Annotated in this window: 13 protein-coding genes; 5 read left to right on the forward strand and 8 right to left on the reverse strand. The window is 66.6% G+C overall.

Translation table 11 applies throughout. The features are described from left to right. Window positions 1-38 precede the first annotated feature (38 nt). Window positions 39-2,024: a methylmalonyl-CoA mutase family protein gene (locus ACFSM0_RS11190; protein ID WP_377390338.1), complete on the reverse strand. Its 1,986-nt coding sequence runs from the start codon at window positions 2,022-2,024 to the stop codon at window positions 39-41. Between the two features lie 275 nt (window positions 2,025-2,299). Between ACFSM0_RS11190 and ACFSM0_RS11195 the strand changes: the two genes are divergently transcribed. The 3 genes from ACFSM0_RS11195 to ACFSM0_RS11205 all read left to right on the forward strand — a co-directional run bounded on the left by ACFSM0_RS11195 (window position 2,300) and on the right by ACFSM0_RS11205 (window position 5,447). Continuing rightward, entirely contained in the window at window positions 2,300-2,590 is a 291-nt protein-coding gene (locus ACFSM0_RS11195; RefSeq protein ID WP_377390340.1) for a hypothetical protein, read from the forward strand. Window positions 2,591-2,762: 172 nt separating this feature from the next. Then, window positions 2,763-4,055, forward strand: coding sequence for a crotonyl-CoA carboxylase/reductase (gene ccrA / locus ACFSM0_RS11200; protein WP_377390342.1), 1,293 nt, complete (start codon window positions 2,763-2,765; stop codon window positions 4,053-4,055). 147 nt (window positions 4,056-4,202) lie between these two features. After that, window positions 4,203-5,447 carry an ROK family transcriptional regulator gene (locus ACFSM0_RS11205; RefSeq protein ID WP_377390344.1) on the forward strand — a complete coding sequence of 415 codons (1,245 nt, stop codon included), beginning with the start codon at window positions 4,203-4,205 and terminating at the stop codon, window positions 5,445-5,447. A gap of 2 nt (window positions 5,448-5,449) precedes the next feature. Here the strand turns inward: ACFSM0_RS11205 and ACFSM0_RS11210 are convergent, their stop codons facing one another. The 6 genes from ACFSM0_RS11210 to ACFSM0_RS11235 all read right to left on the reverse strand — a co-directional run bounded on the left by ACFSM0_RS11210 (window position 5,450) and on the right by ACFSM0_RS11235 (window position 10,115). Further along, window positions 5,450-6,124, reverse strand: coding sequence for a glycosyltransferase (locus tag ACFSM0_RS11210; RefSeq protein WP_377390346.1), 675 nt, complete (start codon window positions 6,122-6,124; stop codon window positions 5,450-5,452). Beyond that, the gene (locus tag ACFSM0_RS11215; protein ID WP_377390348.1) at window positions 6,121-7,239 is read right to left on the reverse strand and encodes a ceramide glucosyltransferase; all 1,119 of its coding nucleotides are present in this window, start codon (window positions 7,237-7,239) and stop codon (window positions 6,121-6,123) included. The genes ACFSM0_RS11210 and ACFSM0_RS11215 overlap by 4 nt, the downstream gene beginning before the upstream one ends. Continuing rightward, window positions 7,236-8,039: a UDP-2,3-diacylglucosamine diphosphatase gene (locus ACFSM0_RS11220; RefSeq protein WP_377390350.1), complete on the reverse strand. Its 804-nt coding sequence runs from the start codon at window positions 8,037-8,039 to the stop codon at window positions 7,236-7,238. The genes ACFSM0_RS11215 and ACFSM0_RS11220 overlap by 4 nt, the downstream gene beginning before the upstream one ends. Before the next feature lie 180 nt (window positions 8,040-8,219). Further along, window positions 8,220-8,792, reverse strand: coding sequence for a biotin transporter BioY (locus tag ACFSM0_RS11225; protein ID WP_377390352.1), 573 nt, complete (start codon window positions 8,790-8,792; stop codon window positions 8,220-8,222). Continuing rightward, a complete protein-coding gene (locus ACFSM0_RS11230) occupies window positions 8,782-9,414 on the reverse strand; it encodes an energy-coupling factor transporter transmembrane component T family protein (RefSeq protein WP_377390354.1) in 633 nt (210 codons plus the stop codon). Before ACFSM0_RS11230 ends, ACFSM0_RS11225 begins: the two co-directional genes overlap by 11 nt. Further along, a complete protein-coding gene (locus tag ACFSM0_RS11235) occupies window positions 9,408-10,115 on the reverse strand; it encodes an energy-coupling factor ABC transporter ATP-binding protein (protein ID WP_377390356.1) in 708 nt (235 codons plus the stop codon). The genes ACFSM0_RS11230 and ACFSM0_RS11235 overlap by 7 nt, the downstream gene beginning before the upstream one ends. Window positions 10,116-10,261: 146 nt before the next feature. Here ACFSM0_RS11235 and ACFSM0_RS11240 point away from each other — a divergent pair, with 146 nt between their 5' ends. Further along, on the forward strand, window positions 10,262-11,950 hold the full coding sequence (locus tag ACFSM0_RS11240) for an ATP-binding cassette domain-containing protein (RefSeq protein ID WP_377390358.1): 1,689 nt from the start codon (window positions 10,262-10,264) through the stop codon (window positions 11,948-11,950). Then, window positions 11,947-13,611, forward strand: a complete 1,665-nt coding sequence (cydC, locus tag ACFSM0_RS11245; RefSeq protein ID WP_377390360.1) for a thiol reductant ABC exporter subunit CydC — start codon at window positions 11,947-11,949, stop codon at window positions 13,609-13,611. The genes ACFSM0_RS11240 and cydC overlap by 4 nt, the downstream gene beginning before the upstream one ends. On the opposite strand, the gene ACFSM0_RS11250 is transcribed toward cydC, so the two are convergent. Continuing rightward, on the reverse strand, window positions 13,608-15,014 hold the full coding sequence (locus ACFSM0_RS11250; protein WP_377390580.1) for a cytochrome P450: 1,407 nt from the start codon (window positions 15,012-15,014) through the stop codon (window positions 13,608-13,610). The genes cydC and ACFSM0_RS11250 overlap by 4 nt on opposite strands. Window positions 15,015-15,167: the final 153 nt, after the last annotated feature.

Raw genomic sequence — 15,167 nt, forward strand, 5'->3', positions numbered from 1 at the left:
GGGGGTGCGGGGGGCAGACAGCCCCCCGCCGCGCCGGGTCAGGCCGCCGCCTCGCTCGGAGTGGCAAGCGCCACGATATCCATCATGATCCGGTTCAGCTCGAAATCCTTCGGCGTATAGACCTGCGCAACGCCAAAAGACTTGAGTTTCGCGGCATCCTCGTCGGGGATGATACCGCCCACCACCACCGGCACCTCGGAAAGCCCCGCCGCGCGCATCCGCTCCATCACCTCGGCGATGAGCGGCAGATGCGAGCCCGAGAGGATCGAGAGGCCCACCACATGCGCGCCCTCGTCAAGCGCCTGCGCAACGATCTGCTCGGGGGTGAGGCGGATGCCCTCGTAGCTGATGTCCATGCCGCAGTCGCGGGCGCGAAAGGCGATCTGTTCGGCCCCGTTGCTGTGCCCGTCCAGCCCGGGCTTGCCAACAACAAACTTCAGGCGCCGCCCAAGGCGCGAGGAGACGGCATCGACCGCGGCGCGAATATCATCCAGCCCGTCGGTCCGGTTTGACGGCGCGCGCGAAACGCCGGTGGGGCCGCGGTATTCGCCATGCACGCGGCGCATCACGCCGGCCCATTCCCCCGTCGTCGCGCCCGCCTTTGCGGCGGCGATCGAGGCGGGCATGATGTTGCGCCCGGCAGCCGCATCTGCGCGCAACGCCTCAAGTGCAGCCTGAACCGCCGCTTTGTCGCGCGCCGCGCGCCACGCCTCAAGCCGGGCGATCTGATCTTCCTCAACCTTCGGATCAACGGTCATGATGCCGCCGTCCGAGCCCAGAAGCGGCGAGGGCTCGGCCTCGGTCCAGCGGTTCACGCCGACAATCGTGGTCTCGCCCATCTCGATGCCGCCGATGCGCGCGGCATGGGAGTCGACAAGCCGCTCCTTCATGTAGTCGATGGCCGCAATCGCCCCCCCCATCGTGTCGATCGTGGCGAGCTCTTGGCGCGCGCCCTCCTTCAGGGCCTCGACCTTTGCCGTCACCGCCGGGTTGCCATCAAAGAGATCGCCATATTCGAGAAGATCGGTCTCATAGGCCATGATCTGCTGCATGCGGAGCGACCATTGCTGATCCCAGGGCCGCGGCAGGCCAAGCGCCTCGTTCCATGCAGGCAGTTGCACCGCGCGGGCGCGCGCGTTCCTCGAAAGCGTCACCGCCAGCATCTCGATGAGAATGCGGTAGACGTTGTTTTCCGGCTGTTGCTCGGTCAGACCGAGCGAGTTCACCTGCACCCCATAGCGGAAACGGCGGTATTTCTCCTCTTCGATCCCGTAGCGCGCGCGGCAGATCTCGTCCCAAAGCTCGGTGAAGGCGCGCATCTTGCACATCTCGGTGACAAAGCGGATGCCTGCGTTCACGAAGAACGAGATCCGCCCCACCATCTCGGGGAAGCTCTCGGCCGGAACCTTGGTTTTCAGATCGTCGAGCACCGCGATGGCCGTGGCCAGCGCGAACGCAAGCTCCTGCTCCGGCGTCGCCCCCGCCTCCTGCAGGTGGTAGGAGCAAACGTTCATCGGGTTCCATTTCGGCAGATGTTCGCGGGTATAGGCGGCAACATCTGTGATCATCGTGAGCGAGGGCTTCGGCGGGCAAATATAGGTGCCGCGGCTCAGATATTCCTTCACAAGGTCGTTTTGCACCGTGCCTTGCAGCTTCGAGACATCCGCCCCCTGCTCTTCCGCCACCGCGATATAAAGCGCAAGCAACCACGGCGCGGGCGCGTTGATCGTCATCGAAGTGTTCATCTGCTCCAGCGGGATCTGGTCAAAAAGCGCGCGCATGTCGCCCAGATGGCAGACCGGCACGCCCACCTTGCCCACCTCCCCCCGTGCGAGCACATGATCGCTGTCATAGCCGGTCTGGGTCGGCAGGTCGAAGGCAACCGAGAGCCCGGTTTGCCCTTTGGCGAGGTTCATCCGGTAGAGCGCGTTGGATTTTTCTGCCGTCGAATGCCCGGCATAGGTGCGGAACAGCCACGGCTTGTCGCGGCGGGCAGCAGGTGCGGTCTTCGTCGTGTCGGTCATCTCGGCCTCCGGCATCGGGCGATTCTGGTCTTCGCAAGATTGTTGCTTCAAAAATGCAGATACGCGAAAGAATGTGTCGCTGTCAATTCGCTGCGCCGCGGCACGAGCGGAATCGATGCGGGCGCAATCTTTCCCCCCAAGAGACGCTTTGCCGCCGTTCACGAACGTGTCATTGTGGCGTGACGGCAAGATTGTGTCGTCTCGTAAATGTAAAAATTCAAAAGGGGGAATACATGCTGTCCAGAAGATTCCTGCTGGGAGCAACAGTCGCTGCCATGATCGTTTCTCTGGCTGCGCCAGCCTCGGCGCTCGACCGCAGAGTGCGGATCGTCAATCAGACGGGCTTCACGATGGTTCGGTTTTACGGCTCGAACACCGGCTCGGGCAGCTGGGAAGAGGACATCCTCGGCAATGACGTTCTGCCTTCCGGCTCCTCGGTGACGATCGATTTCGACGATGCCTCCGGCTACTGCAAATTCGATTTCAAGGCAGTGTTCGAAGACGGCGACGAGCTTGTGAAGAACAACGTCAACATCTGCGAGATCAGCACCTTCACCTACAACTGAGCGCATCAGGTGGTCACGCCGCGCGTGGCCACCTGAATTTTCAGATGCAGAAAATCTCACGGTCATAAAATTACAAAAACGTCACGTTGGGCATTGCATTGTTGCGCCCTCAGCTTTAATTCCTTCTCGACGCCGTCCGATTCTGCGGCGCGGCGAAACCTAGGAGACGCTGATGGCCCTCGATCAGAACACCGGCATTGCGCCTTACAACGCGCCCGAGAAAGACCTCTACGAAATCGGCGAGATGCCGCCGCTCGGTTATGTGCCCAAGAACATGTACGCATGGGCGATCCGGCGCGAGCGGCACGGCGAACCCGAGCAGAGCTTTCAGGTCGAGGTGGTGCCCACCTGGGAGATCGACAGTCACGAGGTGCTGGTTCTGGTGATGGCCGCGGGCGTCAACTACAACGGCATCTGGGCCGGGCTCGGCGTGCCGGTGAGCCCGTTTGACGGCCACAAGCAGCCCTATCACATCGCGGGCTCCGATGCCTCGGGCATCGTCTGGAAAGTCGGCGACAAGGTGAAAACCTGGAAAGTGGGCGACGAGGTCGTGATCCACTGCAACCAGGATGACGGCGACGACGAGGAATGCAACGGCGGCGACCCGATGTTTTCGCCCAGCCAGCGGATCTGGGGCTACGAGACGCATGACGGCTCGTTTGCGCAATTCACCCGTGTGCAGGCGCAGCAATTGATGCGCCGCCCGCGTCATCTGACCTGGGAAGAAAGTGCCTGCTACACGCTGACGCTCGCCACCGCCTACCGGATGCTGTTCGGCCATGCGCCGCATGATCTGCAACCGGGGCAAAATGTGCTGGTCTGGGGCGCCTCGGGGGGCCTTGGCAGCTTCGCCATCCAGCTGATCAACGCCGCAGGGGCCAATGCGATCGGCGTGATTTCCGACGAGGACAAGCGCGAGTTCGTGATGGGGCTGGGCGCCAAAGGGGTGATCAACCGCAAGGACTTCAACTGCTGGGGGCAACTGCCCAAGGTGAACTCGGACGAATACAATGTCTGGCTGAAAGAGGCGCGCAAGTTCGGCAAGGCGATCTGGGACATCACCGGCAAGGGCGTGAACGTCGACATGGTGTTCGAGCATCCGGGCGAGTCCACCTTCCCGGTGTCCTCGCTCGTGTGCAAAAAGGGCGGCATGGTGGTGATTTGCGCCGGCACCTCGGGGTTCAACTGCACCTTCGACGTGCGCTACATGTGGATGCATCAAAAGCGCCTGCAAGGCAGCCACTTCGCGCATCTCAAGCAAGCCGCGGCGGCGAACCGGATGATGCTTGAGCGCCGGATTGACCCCTGCATGTCCGAGGTTTTTCCTTGGGCGGAGATCCCGCAGGCACATACCAAAATGCTGCGCAACAAGCACAAACCGGGGAACATGGCGGTGCTGGTGCAGGCGCCGACGACCGGGCTGCGCACATTTGAAGATGCGCTCGAGGCCGGCCCGAAGGCCTGACGCAGAACAGCCGATCTGCGCCCTCGTCGCAGGTCGGCCTTGCCTGCCGCGCCGCTTTGGCGACGCGCCTTAAATCACGGATAATTAATTATTTCTTGACCCTTCCGGGCGGGCGCGCCATTCTGCGCCAAGCCGCAGGAGGATGACGTGCAAGCAACGTCTAAAGACGATACCGGACGCGAGTCACCCGCGCCATCGGGAAAGATCGGCGCCGATCACTCTGCGATGCGCGCGCATAACGAACGGCTGGTTCTGTCGCTGATCCGCCGCCATGGCGCCTTGGCGAAATCGGAGATTGCCCGGCTGACCGGGCTTTCGGCGCAGACCGTTTCGGTGATCATGCGCGGGCTGGAGGCGGCCGGGCTCTTGCGGCGCGAGGAGCCGGTGCGGGGCAAGGTCGGGCAGCCCACGGTGCCGATGTCGCTTGAGGCGGAGGGGGCGCTGTTTCTCGGCCTCAAGGTCGGGCGCCGGCGCACCGAGATGGTGTTGATCGATTTTCTCGGCAACACGCGGGCCGCGCAGATGATGCGCCACGATCACCCCAGCCCCGATGGCGTTTTGAACTTTGCCCGCAGCGCCGCGATGGAGCTGACCCGCCCGCTCCCGGAAGCGCTCAAAAGCCGGATTCAGGGGCTGGGCATCGGCCTGCCGTTCCAGCTTTGGGACTGGGCAGAGAGCCTTGGGCTGCAACCGGGCGCCATGGACGCCTGGGGCACGCGCGATATCCGCGCCGAGCTTGCCGCGGATCTGCCTTGGCCGGTGCTTTTGGAAAACGATGCCTCTGCCGCCTGCAATGCCGAGCTGATCTTTGGCACCAACCCGCTGCCGCGAAATTTTGTTTATGTGTTTCTTGGCTTCTTCGTCGGCGGCGGGCTCGTGCTTTCGGGCTCGATGTTCGCCGGGCAAAGCGGCAATGCCGGGGCGCTGGCCTCGATGCCCGTGCCGGACGGGCGCGGGGGCACGCGCCAGCTGGTCGACCTCGCCTCGCTCTCGGCGCTTGAGCAGCAGCTTGCCGCCCGCGGGCGCGATGGCGGCTTTCTGTGGGAAGCGGCGCCAGATTGGCAGCTTGAGGAAGAGATCATCGGGCCATGGCTTGCCAAGGCGGCCCGCGCCCTTGCGCATGTGGGCGCATCCGCCGGGGCTTTGTGCGATCTGCAGGCGATGGTGGTGGATGGCTGGATGCCCGAATCCCTCCGCGCGCGGCTGATTGCCGGGATCGAAGCCGAACTCGACCGCCTCCCGCTGTCCGGCATGACCCGGCCCACACTCATCGCGGGCACCGCCGGGCCGCAGGCGCGCGCGCTTGGCGCGGCGAGCTTGCCGCTTTCGGCCAAGTTCCTTGTCGAATTCGGCGCGCTGCCCGATCCGCCCCGAGACACGGGGCGCAGCTGAGATCAGGCGCGCAACCCGCGCATTGCCCAGATCTGCGCCATTGCCGCGGGAAGCGATACGGTGCGGAACATGTCGGCGAGCATCGCCACATCGGCCTTGATGCCTGCCCAGCGCCCGCGCTTCGTGCCTTTCCACGGGCTCGCCACCTGTGGCCAGAGCACCACCATGATCCGCGCGCGCGCCGCGATCATGCGCCGGTTCAGGTGCATCTCAAGCCCGAAACGCGGCAGCGCGCGAAGGGCCTCGGGCGCGCCGATCAATGCGCGCGGCAGCACCCTCTCACCGGAGATGTAATCAAGCCCGATCAGGCGCCACAGCAAGGGCGCATTGCCGCGCAGCGAAATCGTGACATCGGCACGGCCCTCCCGCACCGGGAAGATCAGCGCCGCGAGCGATTCCGGCGCAAGCCCCAGAAGATCGCTGTCGAGCAGCAAGATCAGCTCATGCTCGGCTGCGGCCACCCCCTCCGCCACCGCCCAGCTCTTGCCGCGGTTTTGCGGCAGGCGGATCAGCCGCACACCTTGCACGCGCGCAGCGATCTCGGCAGTGCCATCGCGCGAGCCGTCATCGACGACGATCACCTCGTCAATCAGCGGATGCCCCACCACCGAATTCAGCACAGCCTCGATCCGTGGCGCCTCGTTATAGGCGGGAATGATGCAGCTCAGCCCTCTCATGCCTTCACCTCCTGTGCGGTGCCCGGCGCCATCGCCGTGCCGCGCCACTCGAAGCCGCGCGCACGCCATGTCTGCACCCAGAGGGGCGCAAGCAGCAGATCGCGCAGCACCATTGCGATGATGTCTTCCCGTTTCGCCGGCCAGCCGGCAAAGCGCATCAGCCCAAGCTCCGCCCCATACCAAAGCCCGAGGAAGGGCAGCGCGAGCGGTGCCGTCACCCATCCGCAGGCGGGCACGAGCGCCACCAGCGGCACAAAGGGCCCCAGCAGGATCTCGGCGGCAAAAAGCCCCGCGAACCCGTCGCGCCGCACCCGCGCCCAGCGCAATTGCCGCGCCCAGACCGCGCCAAGGCTGCGCGGCCCGACCGGCTGCGTGAAAGCCTGACGGGTGAGGCGCACCTTGAGGCCCTGCGCGCGCACGCGTTTGGTCGAGGCCACATCTTCGGCCAGATCGCGCCCAAGGCTCACCAGCCCGCCTGCGCGCTCCAGCACCTCGCGGCGCCACATCAGCGTTTTGCCCTGCGCAAAGCCAAGGCCAAGGCTGTCGGCCGCAAGCTGCCAGCGCGCCTGAAAACCGTTGAGAAAAGCGCATTCGAGCGCCGCCGCAAGCCCTTCGCCGCGCACACCGATGGGCGGCGAGGTGACAAGCCCGGTATCCGGGCGGAAGGCGGCCAGCAATTGCTCGATATAATCAGGCGGAAGCAGCAGGTTTGCATCGGTCATCGCCACGAAATCGCCCTTGGCTGCCTGCCACCCCTTTTCGAGGTTGTTGAGCTTGGGGTTCGCGGTGATCCGGTCCTCGCCCACCAGCACGCGGGCGTTCACGCCGGGGTTCGCGGCGATCAGCCGACGCAGCAGCGCCACCGCCGGGTCATCCTCATGCGCGGCGCAAAAAAGGATCTCGAGCCGCGGATAGCTGAGGCGAAAGCTGGAGCCGAGCGTTTCGGCATCATGGGTATCAAGGCCGCAGACCGGGCGCAGCAGCGTGACCATCGGCGGGGGGGCCGGCAGAATCCGCGGTGTCGGGCGACGGTAGCGCCACGCCGTCAGCGCAGCGGAGGCAAGATGGAGGGCAAGGGCAAGCAAGGCAAAGGCGGCAAGGACGGCAGCGATCATTGCGCCACCCCGGCCAACGCGGGCTGCGGCGCGACCGGAGCCGCCACCGCTTGCGCCTGCCATTCGATCAGCTTGAGGGCGCCGTCAAAGCCTTCGATCAGCGCGGTCCGGCTGTCCATCCAGTCGCCGCAGTTTGCATAGATGATGCTCCCCTCGATCCGGCGCAGCGCAGCCTTGTGGAAGTGACCGCAGATCACGCCATCATGGCCTTGCGTCCGGGCGAGCGCCGCGAGCCGCTTTTCGAAGCCGTTGCCCACCATCATCAACTGGTTCACCCCGGAGATCAGGAGTTCAAAGAGGCCGCGCTCCATCGAGGGGCGCAGGCGGCGCAGCCAGGCATCAACGGCCCGCAAGGCCGCATCGCCGCGCGAGCCGATCCGGGTCATCAGATGGAAGCGGAAGATCCGTGCATCGCATTGATCGCCATGGATCACGAGGTAGCGCGTGCCATCGGCCGCCACATGGGTCAGACTGTCGGTGCATTCGAACCGATCGAGCCGACCACCGCCGCCTTCGCGCAGCGCGGCATCGTGGTTGCCGGGCAGATAGACAACGCGGGTGCCCTCGGCCTGACGGCGCGTGAGTTCCTCCCAGATCGCATCCTGCTTTGGCCCCCAATGCACCTTGCCCGGATGCCAGATGTCGAGGATATCGCCGACGAGATAAATCGTCTCGGCATCCACAGAATTGAGAAATTCCAGAATATCGTCCGCCCGGCACCCGCGCGCCCCCATATGGAGATCGGAGAGGAACAGGCTCCGAACGCGGCGACGTGGCGTGGAAAGTGTGGTGTCGAACATCATAGCCCCCGGTGTTGGCGCATCTACGCCATGAACGCGGGGGAAGACGCTTCGGTTACGAGGACACGAAATTTTCATGACAGGGCGCCACCAAACGCCCTGTCAAGTGCAGAAAATGGGCCACATTCCCGTGTGTTGCGCGACAACCAAGCAGTTTTGCCAGATTGTCGCGGGGGCAGCTCAGCTGCGCGCGATCAAGGCCGAGGGGCGGTAGCGCGCGATCGTGCGGGCAATAAGACCTGCCAGCACCACCTTCACCATGTCTCCGGGGATGAAGGGCGCCATGATCAGCGTTGCCGCCCAAAGGCTCATCGGCGTGTCGCCGGGCTGCAACGCAGCATTCTTGAAAAGCCAGAAGCCGCCGATCCCGAGCGCATAAAGCACAACGATGCCGCCGAGCGCCGCACCGATCCCGGCGCCGATGGCCACCGGCAGGGCGCGGATGCGCTCGACCACAAGACCGGTGACAAAGGCCGCCGGAAGCCAGCCGATCAGGAAGCCCGCGGTCGGGCCCACAAAGACGCCAAGCCCGCCCCGCCCGCCCGCAAGCACCGGCAGCCCGAGCGCCACGAGAAACTGCACCAAAAGCACCGCCAGCGCGCCGCGCCAGCTGCCCAGAACGGCCCCGGCAAGCATCACGCCAAGCGATTGCATGGTGATCGGCACACCAAATCCAAGCGGGATCGCGGGCACAAGCCCGAGCACGACGATCAGCGCCGAAAACAGAACAATCAGTGTCAGGTTACGTTCCATGCCGCTCACTCCCTATCGGCAAAGGGGCAATGCCGCCCCGGGCCTTGAGGGCTTCGGCCAAATGGTCCGCGTCGTCAAGCAGCGAAAAGGCCAGCGGCGCGATAATCCGCGTGCCGGGGCGACGGGCAGAGCGCGCCCGCCATGCCTCGCCGATCACGGCATAGCGCGCCCGCACCTCGGGGATGAACCGCAAGACCAGCCCCACCGCAAGCGCCGGGAGCCGGGGCGCGATGCCGATCCGCGCCAGAGGCGCCGCGAGCCGCTCGACCAAGGCGATGATCTCCGGCAGCGGCGTGGTGAGGGTGACGAAATTCGCCAGCGCCACCATGGTCACAACCCGGATCGCAAAGGTGATGCCCTGGCGCAGCTCCCCCAACCAGAGCTGCCACAGCAAGATCACCGCAACGATCCAGACAATCGGGCGGAGCGCCCGCAGGGCGATGCGCGCGGCGGTAAGGCCAAGGCTGAGCGTGAGCGCCAGCGCGAGCGCAAAGCCCGCTATCTGGCCCGCGAGCGCGCCGATTTGCATCAGCGCCACCATCAGCAGCGCCAGCGTGGCGAATTTGGCGCTCGCCGGAAGCCGATGCGCCCAGCTGCGGCGGGGGAGCGCAAGGCTCAGCATGCGAGATCTTTCGCCAGCGCTTCCATCGCGGCGCGGTAGCGCGGCAGCACCTCATCGGGCGCGCCATCGGCCACCACCTCCCCGGCTTCGAGCCACAAAATGCGGTCGAAACCGGCGACCCGGGCCGGGTCATGGGTGACAAGCACGACATTTTGATCCAGCGCCGCAATGCGCGCCTCGACGGCGAGCGTGGTGGGCAGATCGAGGCTCGCGAATGGCTCGTCAAAAAAGATCCAGCGCGGTTGCATTGCCAGCACCGCCATCAGGCACAGAAGCTGGCGCTGCCCCTGCGAGAGCGTATGGCAGAGCCGCTCGGCCCAGTCCGCGCGCCCGTGGCGCTCCAGAACCTGTTGCGCCCGCGCCCGCGCCTCGGCCCGCGGCAGACCCATCTGCTCAAGCCCGAAGGCGATTTCTTCGATCACCACCGGAAAAATGATCTGGTGATCAGGGTTTTGGAACAGGATTCCAACCGTGTGGAGGGCCGCGCGCCGGTCACGCACAACATCGACCCCCTCAACCCGCACCTGCCCCGCCTGCGGCGCCATCAGCCCGGCCAGCAGCCGAATGAGCGAAGACTTCCCGGCACCGTTGCGCCCCACCACACCGATGCGCCGCTCGGCAAGCCGCAAGCTCAGCGCGGCAAACACCGGCTGTCCCTCGCGCGCCAGCGCGACATTGTTGATCTCGATCCCTTTGGTCATCGTGTTGCCTTGCCCTGTGCCGGTCGTTACGTCAACCGCTGCGTGGTGGCGGTTGACGCGAGAGGGTGATAGAGCTTGCCGGGGCCGGGGCTCTCCCGGTTTCGCAATTGCCATTGCGCGCCCGCGCGCCCTGCCTTTCTGACCGCATGACCAAGACCGATTCTTCCACCTCTTCCGCCAAGGCCGAACTGGCCCGCCTTGTCGCCCCGGTGGCGGGGCGCTTGCGTCTGGCGGGCCTGCTCGCCGCTGTCTCCGAACTGCTTTGGGCCGCGCAGGCGGCCCTTGTCGCGCTGGCCATCGGCGGGCTGCTCGAACCCCCGGTGCTGCTCCCGATCTGGGAGGCCTCGGCGGGCTTTTTGGCGCTGATGGCGCTGCGCGCGCTGCTCGATGCCGCCGCGCAGGGGCTCGCCAGCCGCGCCTCGACCCGGCTCGTCGCCACCGAGCGCCAGGCGCTTTTGCGCGCGGCGGCCCGGCTCGATGCCCGCGCCTCCGGCCTCACCCCCGCCGAACTCGCGGCGCTCGCGGGGGAAAAGCTCGCCCTGCTCGGCCCCTTTGCCGCGCGCTACAGCCCGGCGATGATGCGCTCAAGAATCGTGCCGCTCGCGCTGATCGCCATCACGCTGCCGTTCAGCTGGATCGCGGTGCTGATCTTCCTGATCGCGCTGCCGCTGATTCCGATCTTCATGGCGCTGATCGGGATTGCCGCGCAGGAGGCCTCCGAACGGCAGATGGTGCAGATCGGCACGCTCAATGGCGCCCTCGTCGACCGCATTGCCGCTGTCACCGACCTGCGGCTGATCGGCGCCGAAACGCGAGCGGGCACCGATCTTGCCGATGTTTTTGAGCGGTTGCGCGCGCGCACGATGAAAGTGCTGGCCGTGGCGTTCCTCTCCTCGACCGTGCTGGAGCTGTTTTCCGCGCTCGGCGTGGCGCTGGTGGCGATTTACGTTGGCTTCAACCTGCTGGGCGAGATCCCCTGGGGCTCCTGGGGGGCGCCGCTGAACGCAGAGGCCGGGATCTTCCTGTTGATGATCGCCCCGACCGTATTCCAGCCGATGCGCGATCTCTCTGCCGCCTGGCATGACCGGGCCGCGGCGCTGGCGGTGGCCACCGAACTCGCCGCCGCAAAAGAGGTGCTCGCGCGCGAGGGAACGTTGCTTGGCTATGGCACGCCCGCCCCTGCGCCGGCCCCCGCCGCGCTCGCATGGGAGGGCTTGAACCTGCGCCCCGCCCCCGGGGCCGCGCCGATCCGCTTTGCCGACGGCGCCATTGCGCCGGGCGAGGCGGTGGCGCTTTCCGGCCCTTCGGGCGCCGGAAAAACCACGCTTCTCGCGGCGCTTGCCGGTCTTATCCGCCCCGATGCCGGAGAGATCCGCTGGGGCGAGACCGCGCTCGATGACGAAAGCGCCGATGCGATCCGCGCTGCGATGGGCTGGCTGCCGCAAGCGCCGCAATTCATTGCCGCGCCGCTCGCAGAGGCGATCACGCTGGGCCGCGCGGGGGATCTGGCCGCCGCGCTCAAGGCCGCGCGGGCCGAAGATATCATCGCCGCGCTGCCCGAGGGGCTTGCCACGCCGCTCGGTGATATCGGCGGCGGCGTTTCGGGGGGCGAGGCGCGCCGGCTGATGCTGGCACGCGCCCACCATGCCCGCGCCAGCCTGATTCTGGCCGATGAACCCACCGCCGACCTTGATGCCGAGACCGCAGAGGCGGTGATGGCCGGGTTGATGGCGCTGCGCGCGAAGGGCGCGGCGCTCCTTATCGCCAGCCATGACCCGACCGTCATCGCCGCTTGCGACCGGGTGATTACCCTTGAGCCGGGAGGTCTGGCATGAAAGCGCTGCTCGCCGTTGCCCGGCTGATTTCCGAAACCGAGCGCATGGCCTTTTTCCGCGGTCTCGTGCTCTCGATCCTCGTGATGGTGATGGGGGCGGCCCTGCTCGGCCTCTCGGGCTGGTTCGTCACCGCCTCGGCGGCGGCCGGCATCGCCGGGGTCGGCATCGCCTTTGATTTCTTCCGCCCCTCGGCGGGGGTGCGGTTCCTCGCCCTCGGCCGCGCCGCCGCTCGCTATGGCGAACGGATGCTGAGCCATGACGCCACCTTGCGCGCGCTTGCCCGCCTGCGCGGCGCCGTTCACGCCGGAATCACACGGCTGCCGCATGAGGTGCAGGCCCGGTTGCGCGGCGCCGAAGCGCTCAACCGCCTCACCGCCGATATCGACGCGCTCGACGGGCTGATGCTGCGCCTCGTGCTGCCCTTCCTTGCCGCCTGCGCCACCCAGGCCGCGGCCTTCGTGGCGCTCTGGTTCCTTGTGACCCCCGGCACCGCTCTTGCCGTGCTTGCGATCTATGCGCTCGGTGGCATCGCCATCCTGACACTCACCGCGCTCACCGCCCATGCCCCCGCCGCCGCCGCCGAGGCGAGCCTGCAGGCGATCCGCGCCGCGAGCCTCGATCTGATGCGCAACCGCGCAGATCTCGCCGTCGCGGGCGCGCTTGAGCGGCAAACCGATGGCGCGCTTGATGCCGTGCGCGCCGAAGAGGCCGCGCATCAGCGCCTCGATGTGATCGACCTCTGGTCCGGTGCGGCGCTTGCGCTCGCTTCGGGGCTTGCGGCCACCGCCGCGCTCCTGATGGGGGGCCTTGCCGCGGAAGCCGGAGAAATCAGCCCCGCCGAGGCGGCAATCGGCTTTTTCGTGGCGCTGGCGCTTGCGGAAACGCTCACCACCCTGCGCCGCGGCCTTGCCGAATGGGGCCGGATGCAGGGCGCGGCCCAGCGCGTGCTGACGCTCGTCGACACGCCCGCGCGGCCCACGCCGAAAGCTGCGCCCGCTCCGCGCGCGGGGGCGCCGCTTCTGGAAACCCGCGCCCTTGTCCACCGCCGCCCCGGCGCGGCGCGGGCAAGCTATGGCCCGCTCTCCTTCACCCTCGCGCCGGGCGAGACGCTTTTGATCACCGGCCCCTCGGGCGCCGGAAAATCAACGCTGCTGTCCACGCTTGCGGGGCTTATCACCCCGACCTCGGGCGAGATCCTGCTCTCGGGCGCGCCGCTCACCGACTGGCCCGAGGATCGGCTGCGCGCCAAACTCACGCTGGTGCCGCAACGCTCGGCGCTGATGTCGGGCACGATTGCGGAAAACCTTGCCCTCGCCCTCCCGCCCGAACGCGCGGGCGATGAAGCGCGGATGTGGCAGGCGCTGGAGGCGGTGCATCTGGCGGGCGTTTTGCACGCGCGCGAGGGGCTGCAAACGCTCCTTGGCCCGCAGGGCTCGGGCCTTTCGGGCGGGCAGGCCAAACGGCTCGCCCTTGCCCGCGCGGCGCTGCGCCGCCCCCCGATCCTGATGCTGGATGAGCCGACAGAGGGGCTTGATGCCGCAACCGCGCATGGCACGCTGACGGGGCTCCGAAAGCTTCTGCCCGAGGCCGGGATCATCTTTGTCAGCCACCGCCATGCCGATGCCGCCCTGGCCGACCGCAGCCTGACGATTTCGGTTTAACCGCGCGGCGTGATCTTCAGCCGGATGCCGTGGTCGGAGCGCACCGTCAGATGCGCCACCGGCATCGGCACGGCGCCCTCAACCGGCGCAAAACGGAACGCGCGCAGGAACATCGAAAGCAGAAGCGGCCCCTCGGCCATGGCAAAGGCGGCCCCGGGGCAGACCCTTGGCCCTTCGGAGAACGGCACGAAAGCCTCGCGCAACCCGGCCTTGCCGTTTTCGGTCTCCCAACGCCCGGGTTCGAAAGCGTCGGGGTTCTCCCAGATCCGCTCATGGCGGTGGAGATGCCACGGCGAGACGATGATCTGCGCCCCTTTCGGCACGCGGCGCCCCCGGAACGTCATCGGGCAGGCGGCTTCGCGCACGAACATCGGCACCGGCGGATAAAGCCGCATCGCCTCACGGAAGACCGCGCGCGCGAGCTTGAGCCGGCTCATCACCTGAAACGACGGCTCCGCGTCTGTCAGGATTTCCTGCGCCTCGGTCGCAAGTTTCTCCTGCCATTCGGGATGCGTGGCGAGCAGGTAGAGCGACCATGCGAGCGCCGCCGCCGAGGTTTCATGCCCGGCCAGAAAGAAGATCGCCACCTGATCGACCATCTCGGCGGTATCGAACACCGCGCCGGTTTCCGGGTCGGGCGTGGTCATGATCTTGGTGGCGAGGTCATCGGGCGCGGTGCCCGCGGCAATCTCGTCGGCACGCATCTGGGCGAGCTGGCCAATCAACGCGCGGATCGCCGCGGCCGTCTCGCGGGTCTTCCTGGAATGAAAGCTCGGGAACCATTTCGGGAACGGCAGAATGGCGGAGAGGTTTGCCACCGGATGCGCCGCCTGATGCGCGCGAAAGCCATCAAAGGCCGCCTGCGCGATCTCATGTTCGATCGGCATCGAGAACATGGTGCGAAAGATCACATCCATCGCCACGTGGCTCGTTTCCGCCTCGATCTCGTGCGGCGTGCCATCGGCCGCCGACTCTAGCCGCTTCACCGCGGCCACCCCGCTTTGCCACATCGCCGGGAACACCTCGCGCAGCCGCCCGCCCTCGAAGGCCGGGTCGATGATGCGGCGCTGATGCTCCCATGTTGCGCCATTGGTGATGAAGACACTCTCGCGCAAAAGCGGCTTCAACCCCATGCGGATGCGCTCGGATTTTGGAAAGTCATGCGCCGAGCCGCGCAGCACCCGGTGCACGAGTTCGGGCTCGTTGCACAGAAAGGAGCGGAAGAAGGGCGTGCGCATCTCTGCCATCCAGGCGCGATAAAGATGCGCGGGCTGGGCGGAGAGAATATCGCGCTGGAACAGCCGCAAATACTGCCACAGCGAGACCTTGCCTTGCCGCGCCGCGGGTTTCGGCGGGGGCGAGACCGGGCAGGAATGCGCGGAGTGGGCGGTCTCGTCCGTCATCGTCACTGTGTCGTTCCTTTCAGAGCCTCCGTCCGCCTCTAATCTGCGCCCTTGCGGCTGTAAATGACGGATCTCACAGGCTTCTGGCCTGCCCCGCGGGGCCGCCCGGCTGATACCATGCGTCGCAGTCGCGCGGATCGTCGAATGCGTTAT

It is taken from the genome of Rhodobacter lacus (genome assembly GCF_042683065.1).
GTDB lineage: Bacteria > Pseudomonadota > Alphaproteobacteria > Rhodobacterales > Rhodobacteraceae > Rhodobacter > Rhodobacter lacus.

What these genes read in the sequence shown, in the direction of transcription:
- ACFSM0_RS11190 (WP_377390338.1), bottom strand. Translation starts at nt 2,024, where the DNA reads ATGACCGACACGACGAAGACCGCACCTGCTGCCCGCCGCGACAAGCCG.
- ACFSM0_RS11195 (WP_377390340.1), top strand. Translation starts at nt 2,300, where the DNA reads ATGATCGTTTCTCTGGCTGCGCCAGCCTCGGCGCTCGACCGCAGAGTG.
- ccrA (WP_377390342.1), top strand. Translation starts at nt 2,763, where the DNA reads ATGGCCCTCGATCAGAACACCGGCATTGCGCCTTACAACGCGCCCGAG.
- ACFSM0_RS11210 (WP_377390346.1), bottom strand. Translation starts at nt 6,124, where the DNA reads ATGAGAGGGCTGAGCTGCATCATTCCCGCCTATAACGAGGCGCCACGG.
- ACFSM0_RS11215 (WP_377390348.1), bottom strand. Translation starts at nt 7,239, where the DNA reads ATGATCGCTGCCGTCCTTGCCGCCTTTGCCTTGCTTGCCCTTGCCCTC.
- ACFSM0_RS11220 (WP_377390350.1), bottom strand. Translation starts at nt 8,039, where the DNA reads ATGTTCGACACCACACTTTCCACGCCACGTCGCCGCGTTCGGAGCCTG.
- ACFSM0_RS11225 (WP_377390352.1), bottom strand. Translation starts at nt 8,792, where the DNA reads ATGGAACGTAACCTGACACTGATTGTTCTGTTTTCGGCGCTGATCGTC.
- ACFSM0_RS11230 (WP_377390354.1), bottom strand. Translation starts at nt 9,414, where the DNA reads ATGCTGAGCCTTGCGCTCCCCCGCCGCAGCTGGGCGCATCGGCTTCCG.
- ACFSM0_RS11235 (WP_377390356.1), bottom strand. Translation starts at nt 10,115, where the DNA reads ATGACCAAAGGGATCGAGATCAACAATGTCGCGCTGGCGCGCGAGGGA.
- ACFSM0_RS11240 (WP_377390358.1), top strand. Translation starts at nt 10,262, where the DNA reads ATGACCAAGACCGATTCTTCCACCTCTTCCGCCAAGGCCGAACTGGCC.
- cydC (WP_377390360.1), top strand. Translation starts at nt 11,947, where the DNA reads ATGAAAGCGCTGCTCGCCGTTGCCCGGCTGATTTCCGAAACCGAGCGC.
- ACFSM0_RS11250 (WP_377390580.1), bottom strand. Translation starts at nt 15,014, where the DNA reads ATGACGGACGAGACCGCCCACTCCGCGCATTCCTGCCCGGTCTCGCCC.